This is a genomic window from Clostridium grantii DSM 8605 (assembly GCF_900129965.1).
GTDB lineage: Bacteria > Bacillota > Clostridia > Clostridiales > Clostridiaceae > Clostridium_AF > Clostridium_AF grantii.
The window spans coordinates 14,360-30,537 of sequence record NZ_FQXM01000008.1 but is presented as its reverse complement, the minus strand read 5'-3'; the positions used below and the strand labels follow the sequence as shown (position 1 = coordinate 30,537).

At 28.8% G+C, this 16,178-nt stretch carries 17 protein-coding genes; 14 read left to right on the top strand and 3 right to left on the bottom strand.

Going from position 1 to position 16,178, the window contains the following annotated elements; genetic code table 11:
* Positions 1–29: 29 nt before the first annotated feature.
* From BUB83_RS08670 to BUB83_RS08620, 11 genes are all read left to right on the top strand, one after another.
* Positions 30–2,063, top strand: coding sequence for a sigma-54-dependent Fis family transcriptional regulator (locus BUB83_RS08670; protein WP_084133474.1), 2,034 nt, complete (start codon positions 30–32; stop codon positions 2,061–2,063).
* A gap of 286 nt (positions 2,064–2,349) precedes the next feature.
* Complete coding sequence (locus tag BUB83_RS08665; protein WP_073338067.1) at positions 2,350–2,826, top strand: Na+/H+ antiporter subunit E; 477 nt, start codon at positions 2,350–2,352, stop codon at positions 2,824–2,826.
* On the top strand, positions 2,823–3,089 hold the full coding sequence (locus BUB83_RS08660; RefSeq protein WP_073338066.1) for an MrpF/PhaF family protein: 267 nt from the start codon (positions 2,823–2,825) through the stop codon (positions 3,087–3,089). The genes BUB83_RS08665 and BUB83_RS08660 overlap by 4 nt, the downstream gene beginning before the upstream one ends.
* Complete coding sequence (gene mnhG / locus BUB83_RS08655; RefSeq protein ID WP_073338065.1) at positions 3,089–3,406, top strand: monovalent cation/H(+) antiporter subunit G; 318 nt, start codon at positions 3,089–3,091, stop codon at positions 3,404–3,406. Before BUB83_RS08660 ends, mnhG begins: the two co-directional genes overlap by 1 nt.
* Entirely contained in the window at positions 3,393–3,632 is a 240-nt protein-coding gene (locus BUB83_RS08650) for a hydrogenase subunit MbhD domain-containing protein (RefSeq protein WP_073338064.1), read from the top strand. The genes mnhG and BUB83_RS08650 overlap by 14 nt, the downstream gene beginning before the upstream one ends.
* Positions 3,629–3,910 (top strand): hydrogen gas-evolving membrane-bound hydrogenase subunit E, encoded by a 282-nt coding sequence (mbhE, locus tag BUB83_RS08645; protein WP_073338063.1) that lies wholly within the window; start codon positions 3,629–3,631, stop codon positions 3,908–3,910. Before BUB83_RS08650 ends, mbhE begins: the two co-directional genes overlap by 4 nt.
* A gap of 1 nt (position 3,911) precedes the next feature.
* Complete coding sequence (locus BUB83_RS08640) at positions 3,912–4,331, top strand: MnhB domain-containing protein (RefSeq protein ID WP_073338062.1); 420 nt, start codon at positions 3,912–3,914, stop codon at positions 4,329–4,331.
* Position 4,332: 1 nt separating this feature from the next.
* A complete protein-coding gene (locus BUB83_RS08635; protein ID WP_073338061.1) occupies positions 4,333–4,692 on the top strand; it encodes a sodium:proton antiporter in 360 nt (119 codons plus the stop codon).
* Between the two features lie 3 nt (positions 4,693–4,695).
* Positions 4,696–6,162, top strand: coding sequence for a complex I subunit 5 family protein (locus BUB83_RS08630; protein WP_073338060.1), 1,467 nt, complete (start codon positions 4,696–4,698; stop codon positions 6,160–6,162).
* A 15-nt stretch (positions 6,163–6,177) separates the two neighbouring features.
* On the top strand, positions 6,178–7,629 hold the full coding sequence (locus tag BUB83_RS08625; protein ID WP_073338059.1) for a monovalent cation/H+ antiporter subunit D family protein: 1,452 nt from the start codon (positions 6,178–6,180) through the stop codon (positions 7,627–7,629).
* 24 nt (positions 7,630–7,653) lie between these two features.
* Complete coding sequence (locus BUB83_RS08620) at positions 7,654–9,708, top strand: complex I subunit 5 family protein (protein WP_073338058.1); 2,055 nt, start codon at positions 7,654–7,656, stop codon at positions 9,706–9,708.
* A 300-nt stretch (positions 9,709–10,008) separates the two neighbouring features.
* Here the strand turns inward: BUB83_RS08620 and galT are convergent, their stop codons facing one another.
* From galT to BUB83_RS21895, 3 genes are all read right to left on the bottom strand, one after another.
* On the bottom strand, positions 10,009–11,511 hold the full coding sequence (gene galT / locus BUB83_RS08615) for a UDP-glucose--hexose-1-phosphate uridylyltransferase (protein WP_200801456.1): 1,503 nt from the start codon (positions 11,509–11,511) through the stop codon (positions 10,009–10,011).
* 453 nt (positions 11,512–11,964) lie between these two features.
* Positions 11,965–12,576 (bottom strand): 3'-5' exonuclease, encoded by a 612-nt coding sequence (locus tag BUB83_RS08610; protein WP_073338056.1) that lies wholly within the window; start codon positions 12,574–12,576, stop codon positions 11,965–11,967.
* 411 nt (positions 12,577–12,987) lie between these two features.
* Positions 12,988–13,152, bottom strand: coding sequence for a hypothetical protein (locus BUB83_RS21895; RefSeq protein WP_159434065.1), 165 nt, complete (start codon positions 13,150–13,152; stop codon positions 12,988–12,990).
* 225 nt (positions 13,153–13,377) lie between these two features.
* Here BUB83_RS21895 and BUB83_RS08605 point away from each other — a divergent pair, with 225 nt between their 5' ends.
* Genes BUB83_RS08605 through BUB83_RS08595 form a run of 3 tightly spaced genes read left to right on the top strand, consistent with a single transcriptional unit; the run spans position 13,378 to position 16,177 of the window.
* Positions 13,378–13,776 carry an ArsR/SmtB family transcription factor gene (locus tag BUB83_RS08605; protein WP_073338055.1) on the top strand — a complete coding sequence of 133 codons (399 nt, stop codon included), beginning with the start codon at positions 13,378–13,380 and terminating at the stop codon, positions 13,774–13,776.
* Between the two features lie 38 nt (positions 13,777–13,814).
* Positions 13,815–15,941, top strand: coding sequence for a heavy metal translocating P-type ATPase (locus tag BUB83_RS08600; RefSeq protein ID WP_073338054.1), 2,127 nt, complete (start codon positions 13,815–13,817; stop codon positions 15,939–15,941).
* Positions 15,942–15,988: 47 nt separating this feature from the next.
* Entirely contained in the window at positions 15,989–16,177 is a 189-nt protein-coding gene (locus BUB83_RS08595) for a hypothetical protein (RefSeq protein WP_073338053.1), read from the top strand.
* The last annotated feature ends 1 nt before the right edge of the window (position 16,178 follow it).

Genomic DNA, 16,178 nt, shown 5'->3' with positions numbered 1-16,178 from the left:
TATAATCTTTCGATAAAGGAGGGATTTGTTTGCCGGTTCAAGCAATGTTAGATAATAATCAAAAAATATATGAGAAATGGGAAAGTTTCATAAATAATAAATATATTGAAGAAAATGAAGAAACAGGATTAAGAGAAGAAATACTACAATCATGGAAAAGATGCAAAGAGTTCGGAATAGATCCTTTTAACGGTGAAACAAATGATGTTTTAGATAAAAAAAATCTTAATAAAAGGTATAGAGATTTAATGCCTTTGTTAAAAATGTCAAAGCCTTTTATGGATAGTATATATAAGTTCCTAGAAGATACAGAATTTATTATTAGACTAACAGATAAAGAAGGATATGTTTTATTACATATAGGGACTGATACAGTTATAGAAAATTACGTTGAAAAAGGATATAGTGATGGGTATAGTGTTAAAGAAGAAAGTATAGGTACTAATGCCATTGGAATAACTTTAAGAACAGGTAAACCTATTCAAGTTCTTGGTGCAGAACATTATCTAAAAGAAAATCATAAATGGACCTCTTCAGCAGCGCCTATTAAAGATGAAGAAAACAATATAGTTGCGGTACTAAGCATAACTGGGTCTTGTGAATTGGTGCATCCGCATACCTTAGGCATGGTTGTAGCAGCAGCTGAAGCTATAGAAAAAGAAATTTCAATAGAAAAATCTAATGAGAAATTAAAAAGTATTAATGATGGATTTCAACAAATAACAGAATCTATCAGTGAAGGAATATTAAGAATAGGTAGTAGAGAAAGAATTGTTAGTGTAAATAAATTTGCTAGAAGATTATTGTCTTATAAAGAAAATGATCTAATTGGAGAAGAATTTAAAACTATATTAAGTCATGATAATAGAGTGGAATTAATTAAAGGGATTCTTAGTGGAAGAAAATTTGAAGAAGAGGAAATTCATTTTAGAACAAGAACAGGGCAAAAGAAAGTGTGTATTGCTAATATTTTTCCCATTAAATCTTCAAGTGGAGTGGTAAAAGATGGCTCAGTTATTACTTTTAGAGAAAGCAAGGTTGTTCATAGCTTAGTAAATAAGATTGTAGGGGCCAACGCTAGATTTACCTTTGATGATATTTTGGGAGAAAGTGAACCTATTAAAAAAGCAAAAAAACTTGGGAGTATCTCTGCAGATATCAATACAACAATTTTTCTTCAAGGAGAAAGTGGTACAGGTAAAGAAATGTTTGCTCAAGCAATACACAATAAAAGTGATAGAAGAGATTTTCCATTTGTATTTTTGAATTGTGGAGCTATTCCAAGAGAACTTGTTTCCTCGGAACTATTTGGATATATGGAAGGAGCTTTTACTGGAGCTAAAAGAGGTGGGCATCCGGGGAAATTTGAACTTGCAGATGGAGGAACTATATTTTTAGATGAAATTGGAGATATGCCTTTAGATACCCAAGCAAACTTATTAAGAGTTTTGGAAGAAAGAAAAATTGTTAGAGTTGGTGGGCATGATGTTATTCCTATTGATGTAAGGGTTATAGCGGCTACAAATAAAGATTTAAAAAAAGAAGTTGAATTGGGGAATTTTAGAGATGACCTTTTTTATAGAATAAACGTAATGCCCATATATACACCAGCCTTAAGAGAGAGAAGAGAAGATATTAAGGTTTTAGTAGACTTTTTTCTTAGAAAATTTTGCGATAGCAGTGAGAAAAAAATAGATAAAATTGATGAAAGTTTTTATAGTGCTATGATATCTTACAATTGGCCAGGTAACGTAAGAGAATTACAAAATGTTATGCAAAGAGTTGTTAATGTGGTTGAAGAAGGAAAAATTTTATCATATAAAGACTTGCCATCTAATTTAAAGTACAATAGCACAAATGATGTAACTTTTATAGAAGAGCCCTTGTTAACTCTTGAAGAATTAGAGAGTAGAGCCATAAAAAAAACATTAAAGGAAATGAAGGGTAATATAGCTGCAACAGCTAAAATTTTAGGCGTTGGTAGAAGTACTTTATATAGAAAAATGGAAAAATATAAAATTAGTGAAGAAAAATTCAAAATAATTAATATATCTAAATATTAATAGCAAAAACCATATGTATTAAAATGACACATATGAATCGTTTTGATACACGAATAAAGTAGAAATATAAGGAGTCTGTATCAAAATAATACACTCATAAAAAGAGGATTGAAATTATAAATCAATCCTTTTTTTATTTTTAAAGATTTATCTCAACAAAATAGCCATTTGACTAAGGGTAAGAAGAAAAATCAAACACGAATGTAAACGTTAGTATTGTTGGCATGAAAATTGCATAATAAGGTTATAGCTTATATTCTTATAGATTTTATTAGGAGGAACTTAAATGACATATTTGATTATATTGATATATTCTATATTTTGGATTATTTTATCAGAAAAATTTACTATGGAGTCAGTGATAGTTGGGATAATTGTGGGAAGTATTATATTAGTTTTAAATTCGGATAAATATTTAAAAAATAAACTTAGTGGTAAAAAAGTGAGAAAAAATTTTATATGTCTTTGTCAGTATGTATTTATACTATTAAAAGAAATTGTTTTAGCTAATATTAGTGTAGCTATGATTGTATTAAATCCTAAGAGTAATGTTAATCCATGTGTTACAGTATATAAAACAAAATTAAAAAGTGATTTTTGTAGAACGATTTTAGCGAATTCAATTACATTAACGCCAGGAACAATAACCGTTAAAATAAATGGTGATGAATTAACTATACATTGTTTAAAAGAAGAATATATAATTTCTTTGGAAAATTTAAAATTTGAAAAAATATTATTGAAAGTAGAGGAAAAGATATGAATAATATATTAGTATTTTCATCTATATTTTTAGCTGTAACTATTTTATTATGCATGTATAGAGCGGTTAAAGGACCTAGTGTGGAAGATATATTAGTAGCAGTAAATGTAGTAGGCACGAAAACTATAGTTCTTATATTAATAGCATCTTTTATTATGAATGAGACTTATTTTGTAGATGTGGCTTTAGTTTACGCTTTGATAAGTTTTATTGCTTCTGTGGTAATAAGTAAATCCATAGAAACAGAAGGAGGAGAGGTTTGATGAGAGTCATTATAGCTACTATATTTCTCTTTGGTGGATTATTCTTTTTTATGGTCGGAACAATAGGTATTTTAAGATTTAAAGATGTTTTTACTAGAGCACATAGTGCTGCAAAATGTGATACATTAGGGGCTATGCTGTCATTAACTTCACTAATTATATATAACGGAATAAATTGGGTGAGTCTTAAAATCATACTTATAATAATTTTCATTTGGATCACCAATCCAACAGCTACTCACATAATAACTAAAGGGGCTTATGGAAAAGGAAAAGTTATAAGGGAAAAAGAGGTGAAAGACAATGCAAATATTTAGCATAATAATGTTATTGTTTTTAATTATATTTTCAATAGCAGTTTCATCTATAAAAAATATTTTAGGGTCTATAATAGTTTTTATGGTATATAGTTTGATTATGGCTATAATATGGGAACAGTTAAATGCTCCGGATTTAGCAATAACTGAAGCTGCAGTAGGAGCAGGAGTTACAACCTTATTATTTGTTTTGACTTTAAAAAAGATTGAAGGGATTAAAAAATGAAAAAAATATTTTCTATTCTTATTGCTATTAGTTTAATTTCTATATTATTAATGGGAGTTATGGACTTGCCAGAATTCGGAAAAAAAGATAATCCGGCTAATAATGAAGTTTATGATTATTATGTTGAAAATACCATGAAAGATACGGGGGCTACTAATATAGTTACAGGAATTATACTAGATTATAGGGCTTTTGATACTTTTGTAGAAGCTAGTGTTTTGTTTACAGCTGCCATTACAGTGTTAATAGTTCTAAAAAAAGATGATAAGGAGAGCTGAAATGAAGGATACTATTTTAAAAGAAACAAGTAAAATCGTAATTCCTTTTATACAAATCTTTGGTATATATATTATATTTCATGGACATTTAAGTCCAGGTGGTGGATTTGCAGGGGGAACTGTTATTGGAACAAGTTTTATATTGTATAGAATAGTTTTTGGTATGAAAGAAGCTCAAAAAAAACTTTCTTACAGCCGATTGATGAAAGTAATTTGTATTTCATTAATAATATACGGGGTTCTTAAGGGATATAGTTTTCTTATAGGAGGAAGTCATCTTAATTTGCCAGAACCTGGAATAGGAATTTCGGGAAAAGTATTTAGCGGAAAGTATCTTCTACCCTTGAATATATTAGTAGGCATTGTTGTATCAATAACTATGTATATATTTTATGCTTTATTCAGTGAAGGAGAAGTTTAAAATGGAGAGATTGATTACAAATTATTACGAAGTTGCAGCTATAGTATTATTCGGAATTGGATTTGCTATACTACTACTTCACAATAATCTTATAAAAAAAATAATTGGAATGAATATAATGGATACTGCTGTATTTTTGTTTTTTATAGCAAAAGGCTATATTCAAGGAGCAGAAGCACCTATAATACTGGATGTTAATAGTAAAACTACAAATTTTGTAAACCCAATACCAACAGCTTTAATGCTTACAGGTATTGTTGTAGCTGTAAGTATAACAGCTTTTGCACTTTCAATAACTATCAAAGTATATGAACACTACGGTACTATTGAACTTGACCAAATAATGAAAATGGGGGGATAGGATATGATAGAAAGTTTGCCATTAATTTCGATTTTAATATTGTTTATTACTTCGTTTATAATGCCTTTAATAAAAAATAAAGGAATTATAAAAGCGTTAAGTTTAATTTCATTGATTGTTGTATTTTTTCTTTCTTTTATAGTATTTGACTTTGTAAATAATAATGGAGCATATATATATAATGTAGGACACTTTGGTGGTCCTATAGGAATTGAATTTTATGTGGGAAATATTGAGGTTTTATTAGCAACGGTATTTTCATTTGTAGCAGTGATGATAGGATGGTTTTCTGTTTATAGCATAGATAAAGATATAAAAGAAAGCAGAATGAGTTTTTATTATCTTCTTGTAAATATATTAATAGCTTCTTTGCTAGGGCTTTTATACACAAATGATATTTTTAATGCTTTTGTATTTGTAGAAATAGGAACAATAGCTTCATGTGGAATAATTGTTGTTAAAGATAAGAAAGAAAATATTAAAGCCACATTAAAATATCTAATTATGAGCAGTTTAGGATCAGGATTATTATTAATGGCAATTGCATTTATGTATTCAATAACAGGCCAGTTAAATTTAACTTATATGCATGAAACTTTGATGAAAGTTTATACAAATTATCCAGATGCTATTTTAATTGCTTTGGGGTTATTTACCATTGGACTTGGAGTAAAATCAGCAATGTTTCCATTACACTCCTGGTTACCAGATGCCCATTCATCAGCACCTACAACATCTTCAGCAATTTTATCTTCTTTAGTTTTAAAAGGGTACGTGTATCTATTAATAAAGATTTTTTATAGAGTCTTTGGACTTGAAATAATAAATGAATTTCCAGTGCTTAGAATTGTGATGATTTTAGGTGGCGCAGGAATGGTACTTGGTTCAATTTTAGCAATTTTTCAAAAGGAATTAAAAAGAGTTATTGCTTATTCTAGTGTGGCACAAATGGGGTATATTTTCTTTGGAATAGGTATTGGAACTCAACTAGGATTTACAATAGCAATATATCATATGATAGGGCATGCAGTAACAAAATCAGCTTTATTTTTGCTTTCGGGTGCGGTAATTCACAATTCGGGATACAAGAATATTGAAGATTTAAAAGGTATAGGAAAAGAAATGCCAGTAGCATTATTTTTATTTTTAATGGCGGCATTATCTATGGTAGGAATACCAGTTCTACCTGGTTTTATTAGTAAATGGTATTTAGCATTAGCATCAATAGAATCAGGAAATTTATTGTTGATTCTTATTATTGTGGCATCTAGTTTGTTGAATGCAGTATATTATTTGCCTATTGTTATAAATGGTTTTTTTGGAGAAGAAAATTTGAAGGATAAAGTATATAAATCAAAGGCAATGGAACTTAAAACAATTCTTCCGGTTATCATGCTTATTATAGCTATGGTTTATGTTGGAATAGCTTCTAAGGGAATAATTTCATTAATAGAAATTGGATTAAGTTAAAAGGAGGCGTGGAAATTGAACAGCATTTGGATTTTGTTGCCGGTTTTATTTCCGTCAGCATTAGCGGTTTTGATATTTTTACTAAAACCAAAGGAAAAAATAAGAAATTATATAATGGGGATAGGAATAACTTCTAACTTTTTCTTTGTTGTATTTGTTTTGAAATATTTAGGGGTAAGAGAATTTCACTTATTTAAATTAAATGAATTTTTGCAAATTTATTTTAAAGTGGATAAGTTGGGCATTATGTTTGCACTTTTAGTATCAGTATTATGGATATTTACAGCTTTATATGCTATGGAATATATGAAACATGAAGGAAAAGAAGATAGATTTTTTATGTTCTTCTCAATTACTTTAGGAGTAACCTTAGGTATAGCATTTTCAGGAAATTTAATTACTTTGTATTTTTTCTATGAGTTTTTAACCTTATGTACTTTTCCTTTGGTTATCCATAATGGTAGTAAACAAGCATTAAAAGCAGGTAAAAAATATTTAATATATTCATTTGGTGGAGCTTCTCTTGTACTTGTAGGAATGATATTATTGTTTAGCTTGACCAATGATTTGAGTTTCTTGCCAGGGGGAATTTTATCTAACTTAACAAATTTAGACAATGAAATTGTATTAGTTACTTTTGTGGTAATGTTTATGGGTTTTGGTGTTAAAGCAGCGCTAGTGCCTTTTCACTCTTGGTTACCTTCAGCCATGGTAGCGCCTACGCCAGTTAGTTCTTTACTTCATGCAGTAGCAGTTGTGAAATCAGGAATATTTGCTTTGGTTAGAATGTGTTATTTTATATTTGGCGCAAAAGCAATAGAAGATTCGGGAGGGCAATTAATAATAAGCGTATTTATTGGACTTACTATATTGATGGGATCATTTTTAGCATTACATCAAGATAATTTGAAAAAAAGATTAGCATACTCAACAATATCTCAGCTGGGATATATATTACTAGGAATTGTTTTATTAAATGAAGATGCTTTGATAGGTGGTTTATTACATTTAATAAATCATGCTGTAATAAAAATAACATTGTTCTTTTGTGCTGGTGCAATTATGTATACAACCCATAAAACAAAGATAAGTGAAATAAATGGTATTGGCAAAAGAATGCCTATAACTATGTGGTGTTTTGCTATTTCGTCTATATCACTTATAGGTATACCTCCAACAAATGGATTTGTATCAAAATGGTTTTTAGCAATTGGGGGTTTACATGTAGGAAAAATTATTTTCCCAATTATTTTATTGGTCAGTGCATTACTTACGGCATTGTATTTAATGCCAGTAGTTTCAGCGGCCTTTTTCAAAAAAGGAGATTTTGAAGAAGGAGTTATAAAAGAAGCACCACTTAAAATGCTTATACCTATAGTATCAATCACAATAATAACCATACTTCTAGGTCTATTTCCTAATTTAGTAATAGACTATTTAAGGGAAATAGCTCAAGCTGTATTATGATTATGAATTAAGAGAGGTGATGACATGAATGAAATAAGTTTATTGATTTTTATAATGATATTTCCACTGTTTGGGTCTGCTATAGGATTTTTAATTGGACTAAGAAATGAAAAATATAGAGATATTTTTAATGTTTTAATGACAGGAATCACATTTGCAGCTGTTATGGCTTTATGGAAGTTTGTAACTGTTTCTCCTGTAGAGATTAAAGTGGATTATATAATGGGGACAGGGCTTTATTTAAAGGTTGATGTATTTAGATATGTTTTTGTGTGGTTAACAAGTTTTATTTGGTTTTTAGTAACTATATATTCAACTCAATATTTAATTAGTTATAAAAATAGAAATAGATACTATTTATTCTTTATGTTAACCCTGTGGAGTACAATAGGAATATTTTTATCAGAGAATTTGCTAAATTTATTCACATTTTTCGAAATTATGTCTTTAACTACTTATCCATTAGTTATTCATGATGAAGATGTTTATGCTCATGATGCTGGAGACACTTATATAACCATGGCAGTAATAGGGGGACTTGTTCTTCTTATGGGATTATTCTTGGTTTATGATTACACTGGCACATTGGTAATAAGTGAAATTCATTATAAGTTTCAGGAAATAGGAAGTGTTAAGTATTTAATATCTGGACTTATGATATTTGGATTTGGAGTAAAAGCTGGAATGTTTCCATTACATGTTTGGTTGCCGAAAGCTCATCCGGCATCACCAGCACCAGCTTCAGCAATACTATCAGGAATACTACTTAAAACAGGAATATATGGCATACTTATTATAACTGAGTTTATGTTAGAAGGAGATTTAGTAGTTTCCACGGTTGTATTGATATTAGGATTTATAACTATGTTTACAGGTGGTTTACTAGCTATTTTCCAAAGAAATATCAAGCGGATTTTGGCTTATAGTTCAATGAGCCAAATGGGGTATATATTAGTTGGTATAGCTTTAATGGGTTTTTTAGGAGAGCATAAAGCTATTGCTTTATATGGAAGTATATTTCATATTATAAATCACGCTATTTACAAAGTACTTCTTTTTTTAGGGGCAGGTTTGGTTTATATGGTGCTTCATGAATTAAGTATAAATAAAATAGGTGGATTCGGAATAAAACAAAAAAGATTAAAAATGGTGTTTTTTATTGGATTATGCGCTATTATTGGGTTGCCAGGATTTTCAGGTTTTGCTAGTAAAACTTTGCTACATCATGCTTTAAGTGAAGCAACTCATATATATGGGGGATTGTTTTATTTAGGTGAGGCTGTGTTTATCATTAGTTCAGCTTTTACGGTAGCTTATTTGATGAAAATATTTATTGCAGTTTTTGTAGAAGAAAGTGATCATGATATTGAAAATATAAAAGCTAAAATAACAAAGAGGGCTTTAATGCCAATGATTATTTTAGGTGGATTGATTATATTTATAGGTTTAAATCCACAATTTATAATGAATATACTAGATAAAGTTACTTATTCCTTTGATGAGATTCATAAACTAGAAAAATTTGAATTTTATAATTTTGAAAATATAAAAAGCTCTTTAATTACCATTTCATTAGGAGTCGTTATTTATTATATTTTTGTTAGAAAAGTTTTAAGAAAAGGACAGGGAATTCATTGGTACTACGAAAATATAGCTCTTAATTGGTTTAACTTAAATGTACATGTATATAGACCCTTGGGAAGAGCAATCATCATCGTTTCATCAATACTACTTAAAATAGTTGATGAAAGCTTAACAACTATAGCTTTATTAACTTCAAATGCAGTTGAATTAATTGGTGAAAAAGAAATTGATATGAGTAAAAGAGGGTATAGTAAAGTAAAAAAAATGGTTGGAAAAAACCTAAACGTAAAATTAAATTTTTCTGAAATGAACAAAAACTTATATTCAGAAAAAGATGTGGAATATATCACACACATATTAGAAGGGGAAGAAAAATTAATTGTAAATATAAAAGAGGGAGTTAAGAAAGCAAGAACTACCTTTAACAGCGTTAATTATTCTATTTTTATATTTGCCATAGTCTTGATAGTATTTTTGGTTGTGATGATTATTTGATTTAAAGGATATTAAAGTTAAAAGACGAAGAAACTATTTGTAGGGGCGGGTTTCCATGCCCGCCTGCTGTTTCCTAATAAAATTACAATTACAGTAAAATCGTAATGAAAATATTATACTACTTTCTGTATTTTGTATTTTTTATCAATATTATATATGTGATTTATAGGCATAGCGGAGCGGCGTGGGAACCGCCCCCTACGAGTTAGTTCACAATTTTTCTCAATGATGAATTAAAATACAATTAAAAGAAAATCCTAACTAAATAAATAGTTAGGATTTTTTGAATTTTTATAGCATCTATTTTATTGATTCCACAAATTTTACAAAAGCATTTTCGCCTTTTTCATCTCTTTTATAAACACCAGCATGTTCTAAAACAGTCATGAATTTTTTACCCACTTCTTTTTTTAGAACATCCATAGCTTCCTTTTCAGAAGAAACAGTATATTTTTCTCTTAATAATGAAAGCCACGAAGCATGTTTTAATAATTCTTCATCTTCTAGAATTAATTCTTTGTCAATGAGGTAAGCAGATAAATCACTTAATTCAGTTTCAAGTCTAGCAGGTAAAACCGCAAGACCCATTACTTCTATTAATCCTATATTTTCTTTTTTTATGTGGTGAACTTCATCATGAGGATGGAAAATTCCAAGGGGATGTTCATCACTAGTTCTATTATTTCTAAGTACTAAGTCTAGTTCGTAGAGATTTCCTCTTCTTCTAGCTATTGGAGTTATTGTATTGTGAGGAGTTTCGTTTGTAAATGCCAAAACATCTACTGATTCATCGCTATATGCTCTCCATTTATTTAAAATAATGCCAGCAGCTTCAGATAAAAGTTCTCTATTTTCAGAACTTATTCTTAAAACAGACATTGGCCATTTTACAATTCCAGCTTCTATAGTTGGAAAACTTTTAAGTTCAACTTTTCTTTCTATTGGAGCAGTTTCCATTGCAAAAGTATAATGGCCACCTTGAAAATGGTCATGAGATAAAATTGAACCACCAACTATTGGCAAATCTGCATTAGAACCTACAAAGTAATGAGGAAATAATTCAGTGAATTCTAGTAATCTATCGAAAGATGATTTATTTATTATCATTGGTTCATGAGCACCTTTGAAAACAATACAGTGTTCATTATAATACACATATGGGGAATATTGTATAAACCACTGGGTTTTTGTTAGCTCAATAGGTATAATTCTATGATTACCTCTTGAAGGGTGATTTACACGGCCTTTATAACCTTCATTTTCTTTACACAATAAGCATAAAGGATAAGAGGTTGACTTCATATTTTTAGCGGCAGCAATTGCTTTGGGATCTTTTTCAGGCTTTGATAGATTTATTGTAATATCTAACTCTCCATATTCAGTTGGAGCCTTCCAGACAATATTTTTGTCAATTCTATCTTTTCTAATATAATTTGAAGCTATGCTTAAATTATAGAAATAATCAGTAGCGGATTCAGGGTTTGAAGAGTATTTTACATTAAAAGTATTAATAACTTCTGAAGGTCTTGGCATAAAACAATTCATAATTTCAGCATCCAATAAATCTCTATAAACTGGAGAATTACTTTCTAAAAGATTATTTTCAAAGCTCCAATTAAGTATGTTATCTAAAATATCAGAAAGATTATATTCAGAGTTTAAGTCAACTGTAACTTCTTCACTACTGTCTAAATTTAATATAGATAAAACTCTATTTCGAGAATATATTTTATCACTCTCAGTTATTAAGTTAGTATGTAAAGCATATTGAATTAATCTTTCAATTTCAAAATTAATATTCATAATATCCCCCTTAAAAATTAGTATATATTTTATCCCACATAAGGTGGAAGACTAACAAGATAATATTAAGTTTCACAGTGATATACCTATAGTATACTCAAATATAATAAATAAAAACAAAAAGGAAAAGGTTTTCTACACAAATACATAATAATGGGGGTATTGTCCAAAAAAATGATTTTGTGAAAGTGAGATGGGTATAAATCAACCTAGAAAACCTTTTCTATGGGTATGAATATATATTACCAAAAAAACTTCGGATTTGCAAGAGGTAATTCTTAAAAATTAGAAATTTACATACTTGATAAAAAGCTCATTTTTAAAGGAAAGAGTTTTCATAGGTATATTTACAAATGATAATTAAGCTATAAATAGAATGCTATCCAAGCAACTCAAAAAAAGATGACTGAATAGCACAGTTTGTAATTGAATACATTTTACCCAAAAGCAAGATTAAAAAAGATTTGTTTGGTCATATTCTTCTATTACAAGCATTGGCCTATTTTGAGATAATAAACAACACATATACATAGCGGTGGTATCGAATCTTGCATCATGGAAAGAAACTTCGTTGGTATGAAATAGTTTCTTTGTGGTTTTTAGAATATCATTAGAGTCTAAATTGTAATACTTAACCACTTCTGATAGTTTTGGATTTTTAAAACCTCTTCCATCTCTTGAAGGAAGTTCTACAATGTCTTTAAAATATTTCATTGTACAAAATTCTTTATTGAAAGGCAATTTTAAGTTAAGCCTTTTAAGTTCGGCATCTACAAACTTTTTATCAAACTTAACATTATGAGCAATAAAAATACAATCAGTTAAGTCCTCGATTATTTCATCTATTGAATCCTCAAATATTCTTCCTTTAGAAAGAGTGACCAGTTTGTCCACACTAAAGCCATGAACTTTTTCAGCACCAGCTTCCATCTCTCCATCTTCAATCATAAAAAAGAAATTCTTAGCTTCAGTAAAAACTTTATTTTCTTCTATTATATAAGTCAATTGAACTATTTTACCAGGATTAATTCCAGTTGTTTCTGTATCTATAAAAACGCTTTTCATAAGTATTCTCCTTTATTATGATTTGAATTTATAGGTATCCCAGTTCAACTATTAATTTATACATGCCTCAAAACTCCCAAAAAATGGAGCTTTTGAAACAAGTATAAATTAAGTTTCACAATGGGAACCCTATAGAATTATACCATAATTATAATTGCTTTTAAAATAAGTGTTAGGAAAAATTAAAATGACCAGCAAATACTGGTCATTTTGAGAATAAAATTATTTTGTTTCTTGAACCATCTTAGGATTTTTTCCTTTGTGTTTTTTATTAAATTGACCCTTTTGATTTTCTTCAGCAGAAGGTCTTTTAGTTCCTTGCTTAGCCATATATTATCTCCTTTGTATGTTGAATTTTACAATAGTTAGTATTAGCGTAAAGTAAAGAATTATTCATCAAATTTTAGTTTATTATTTACTTTTATTATTCTTAGTAGTATTATTCGGTGCATCTACTCTATTAACCATACCTTTTTGTGTCATTTCATAGCTTTTAGAGTTTGGATTTAATCTGTCTGATTTATTATCATTATTTTTTTTTGTAGCTTTTTTTGGTGAATGAGGTGCATTATACATGATTAATCTCCTTTATTTAATTTTATTTTAGTTAAAAGTATAGGTATCCCAGTTCAACTATTAATTTATAAGTGTCGAAAACTCCTAGAAACGTGGAAATTTTTTTGATTTTTACTTATACAATATACTTTTTGTAAAAAAGAAAAAAATATTCTCTTTTAAGCAAAATAAAAATAAATAATATATTTACAAAAATAAAAAAAAGATGTATTATTAAATAAACATATGAGCAGTTATTCATATGAAAGGAGTGATTGTTTGAAAAATAAAGAGGAAATGCTAGATAAGTGTAAATGTAATGTGGTTCATTTATCAGTAGTTAATAAAGTTAAAAAAGATTTGATTGATGAAGATAAGTGTAAAAACTTAGCAGATTTTTTTAAAGTTTTTGGAGATTCCACCAGAATTAAAATATTAAATGCACTTTTGTTAAATGAAATGTGTGTATGTGATATAGCATATTTACTGGAAATGCAGCAATCGGCAGTTTCACATCAGTTAAGAGTTTTAAGAGCAGCAAGATTAGTTAAGTACAGAAAAGAAGGTAAAAGCGTATACTATTCATTAGATGATGCCCATGTTGGAAATATCATCAATCAAGGATTGGATCACATAATAGAATAATGAAATAATGTCAGATAATAAAAAGAGGGGAAAACGGGATGAAAAACAAAGTTGAGATTACATTACAAGGATTAAATTGTGCATCTTGTGCAGGAAAAATTGAAAATAAGGTGAAAACCTTGGCTGGAATTGAGAATGTAAATTTAAATTTTGCCAGGTCTATACTAACGGTGGATACTAAAAACACCAATAAAGATGAAGTGGTAGAACAAGTTAGAATAATAGTTGATAATACTGAACGAGGAGTTAAGGTAGAATTATTGGATAAATCAGTTAAGAAAAAAGAGGATAAAAACAAAATAACTATAGCTCAGCATATAAATAAAAAAGATTTTATTGTTTTAATGGTTGGACTAGCTATATTTGCTTTGGCATTGATAAATGGGGATAATAAATATGCTTTAATATTTTATTTGTTATCTTATGCTATTATAGGTGGAACAATTATTCAAAGTGCTTTTACTGGGATAAAAAGTGGAGAATTATTGGATGAAAATTTTCTTATGGTTATAGCAACTTTAGCTGCTTTTTTTATAGGAGAATATCCAGAAGCGGTAGCGGTAATGATTTTTTATAGAATAGGAGAACTATTTCAGGATGCTGCAGTAGAAAGATCTAGAAAATCGATTTCTGATATAATGGATATTAGGCCAGATTATGCAAACTTATATATGAGCGGGATTTCTTATAAGGTTGATCCAGATAAGGTTAATATAGGAGATATTATAGAAGTAAGAACAGGCGAAAAAATCCCTTTAGATGGAATTATTGTTGAAGGAAAAGCTTCTTTGAATACCTCAGCTTTGACAGGAGAATCTTTACCTGTTGATGTTTGTATTGATAGTGAAGTATATAGTGGTTCTATAAATTTGAATGGATTGTTAAAAATAAAAGTTACAAAAGTATTTGGGGAATCCACAGTTTCAAAAATATTAGATTTAGTAGAGAATGCTTCTAATAGTAAAGGGAAAACAGAAAAATTCATCACAAAATTTGCGAAAATATACACTCCTGTTGTTGTTATTGTGGCGGTAATATTAGCTATTGTACCTCCTTTTATATTTAATAATGGGACATTTTCAGAATGGATTTATACAGCAGCTATTTTTCTTGTTGTATCTTGTCCTTGTGCTTTAGTCATATCAATTCCACTTGGTTATTTTGCAGGACTTGGACTAGCATCTAAGAATGGTATTTTGATTAAAGGAAGTAACTATTTAGAAGCTTTATACAATGTAAAAGCTATAGCTTTTGATAAAACAGGTACTTTAACAAAAGGAATTTTTGTGGTACAAAATGTTGAAAGTACTAGTGAATTCACAAAAGAAGATGTATTGAAATATGCAGCTATTGCAGAAAGTAATTCACAACATCCTATAGCTAAAGCTATTGTGAATGAAAATAAATTAAATCTAAAGGATATTGAAGTATTAAGTTATGAAGAGATTGCTGGTATGGGAATCAAAGTAACTATAAAAGAAGAAAATAACACAAAAACTATAATAGTGGGCAATAAAATATTAATAGAAGAATTGGGAATGGAAGTAACTAATATTACAAATATAGGAACACATATTTATGTTGGTATGGACAAGGCCTTTATTGGTTATTTAACAATTAATGATGAAGCAAAGAAAGAATCAAAAAAATCTATTGAAGAATTAAATAGAATGGGTATTAAAAATTTAACTATGATTACTGGTGATAACCAAGGAAATGCAATGTATTTTGCTGAAAAATTAAATATTAAAAATGTATTTCATAGTTTACTTCCAGCAGATAAGGTAAAATCAATTGAAAATATAAAAAATAGTATGATGAAAAATGAAAAAATTATTTTTGTTGGTGATGGAATAAATGATGCGCCAGTACTTGCTAGGGCTGACATAGGTGTTGCTATGGGTGGAATAGGATCTGATGCGGCTATTGAAGCCGCAGATGTTGTTATAATGGATGATGATATGAATAAAATTGCAAAAGCTTTGCAAATAGCTAAAACAACTAGAATTATAGTTATGCAGAATATAATTTTTTCTATAGGAATTAAATTACTTGTATTGTTATTAGCTGCATTTGGTAGAACATCTATGTGGATTGCTATTTTTGCAGATGTTGGAGTGGCTTTGCTTGCGGTATTAAATTCTATGAGAATTTTAAAAGAATAGTATTAAGCAATAAAGGTTAAGCTAATTACAGAAAGGATGTGATTGGTTTGACAAGAAAAGGATTTAATAAAGGTGAGTATGAACTTGCAGTAGAAAAAGTAAGAGCTTGCCTACAACAAGGAATGAGTGTTCGACAAATTGTTAATGAGACACGTTTAGATCAAGAACAAATAAGTGAAATTAGAAATAAAATGGAAGCAAAAAAAGAAGAAGAATATAATGACCCAATAATTTAAG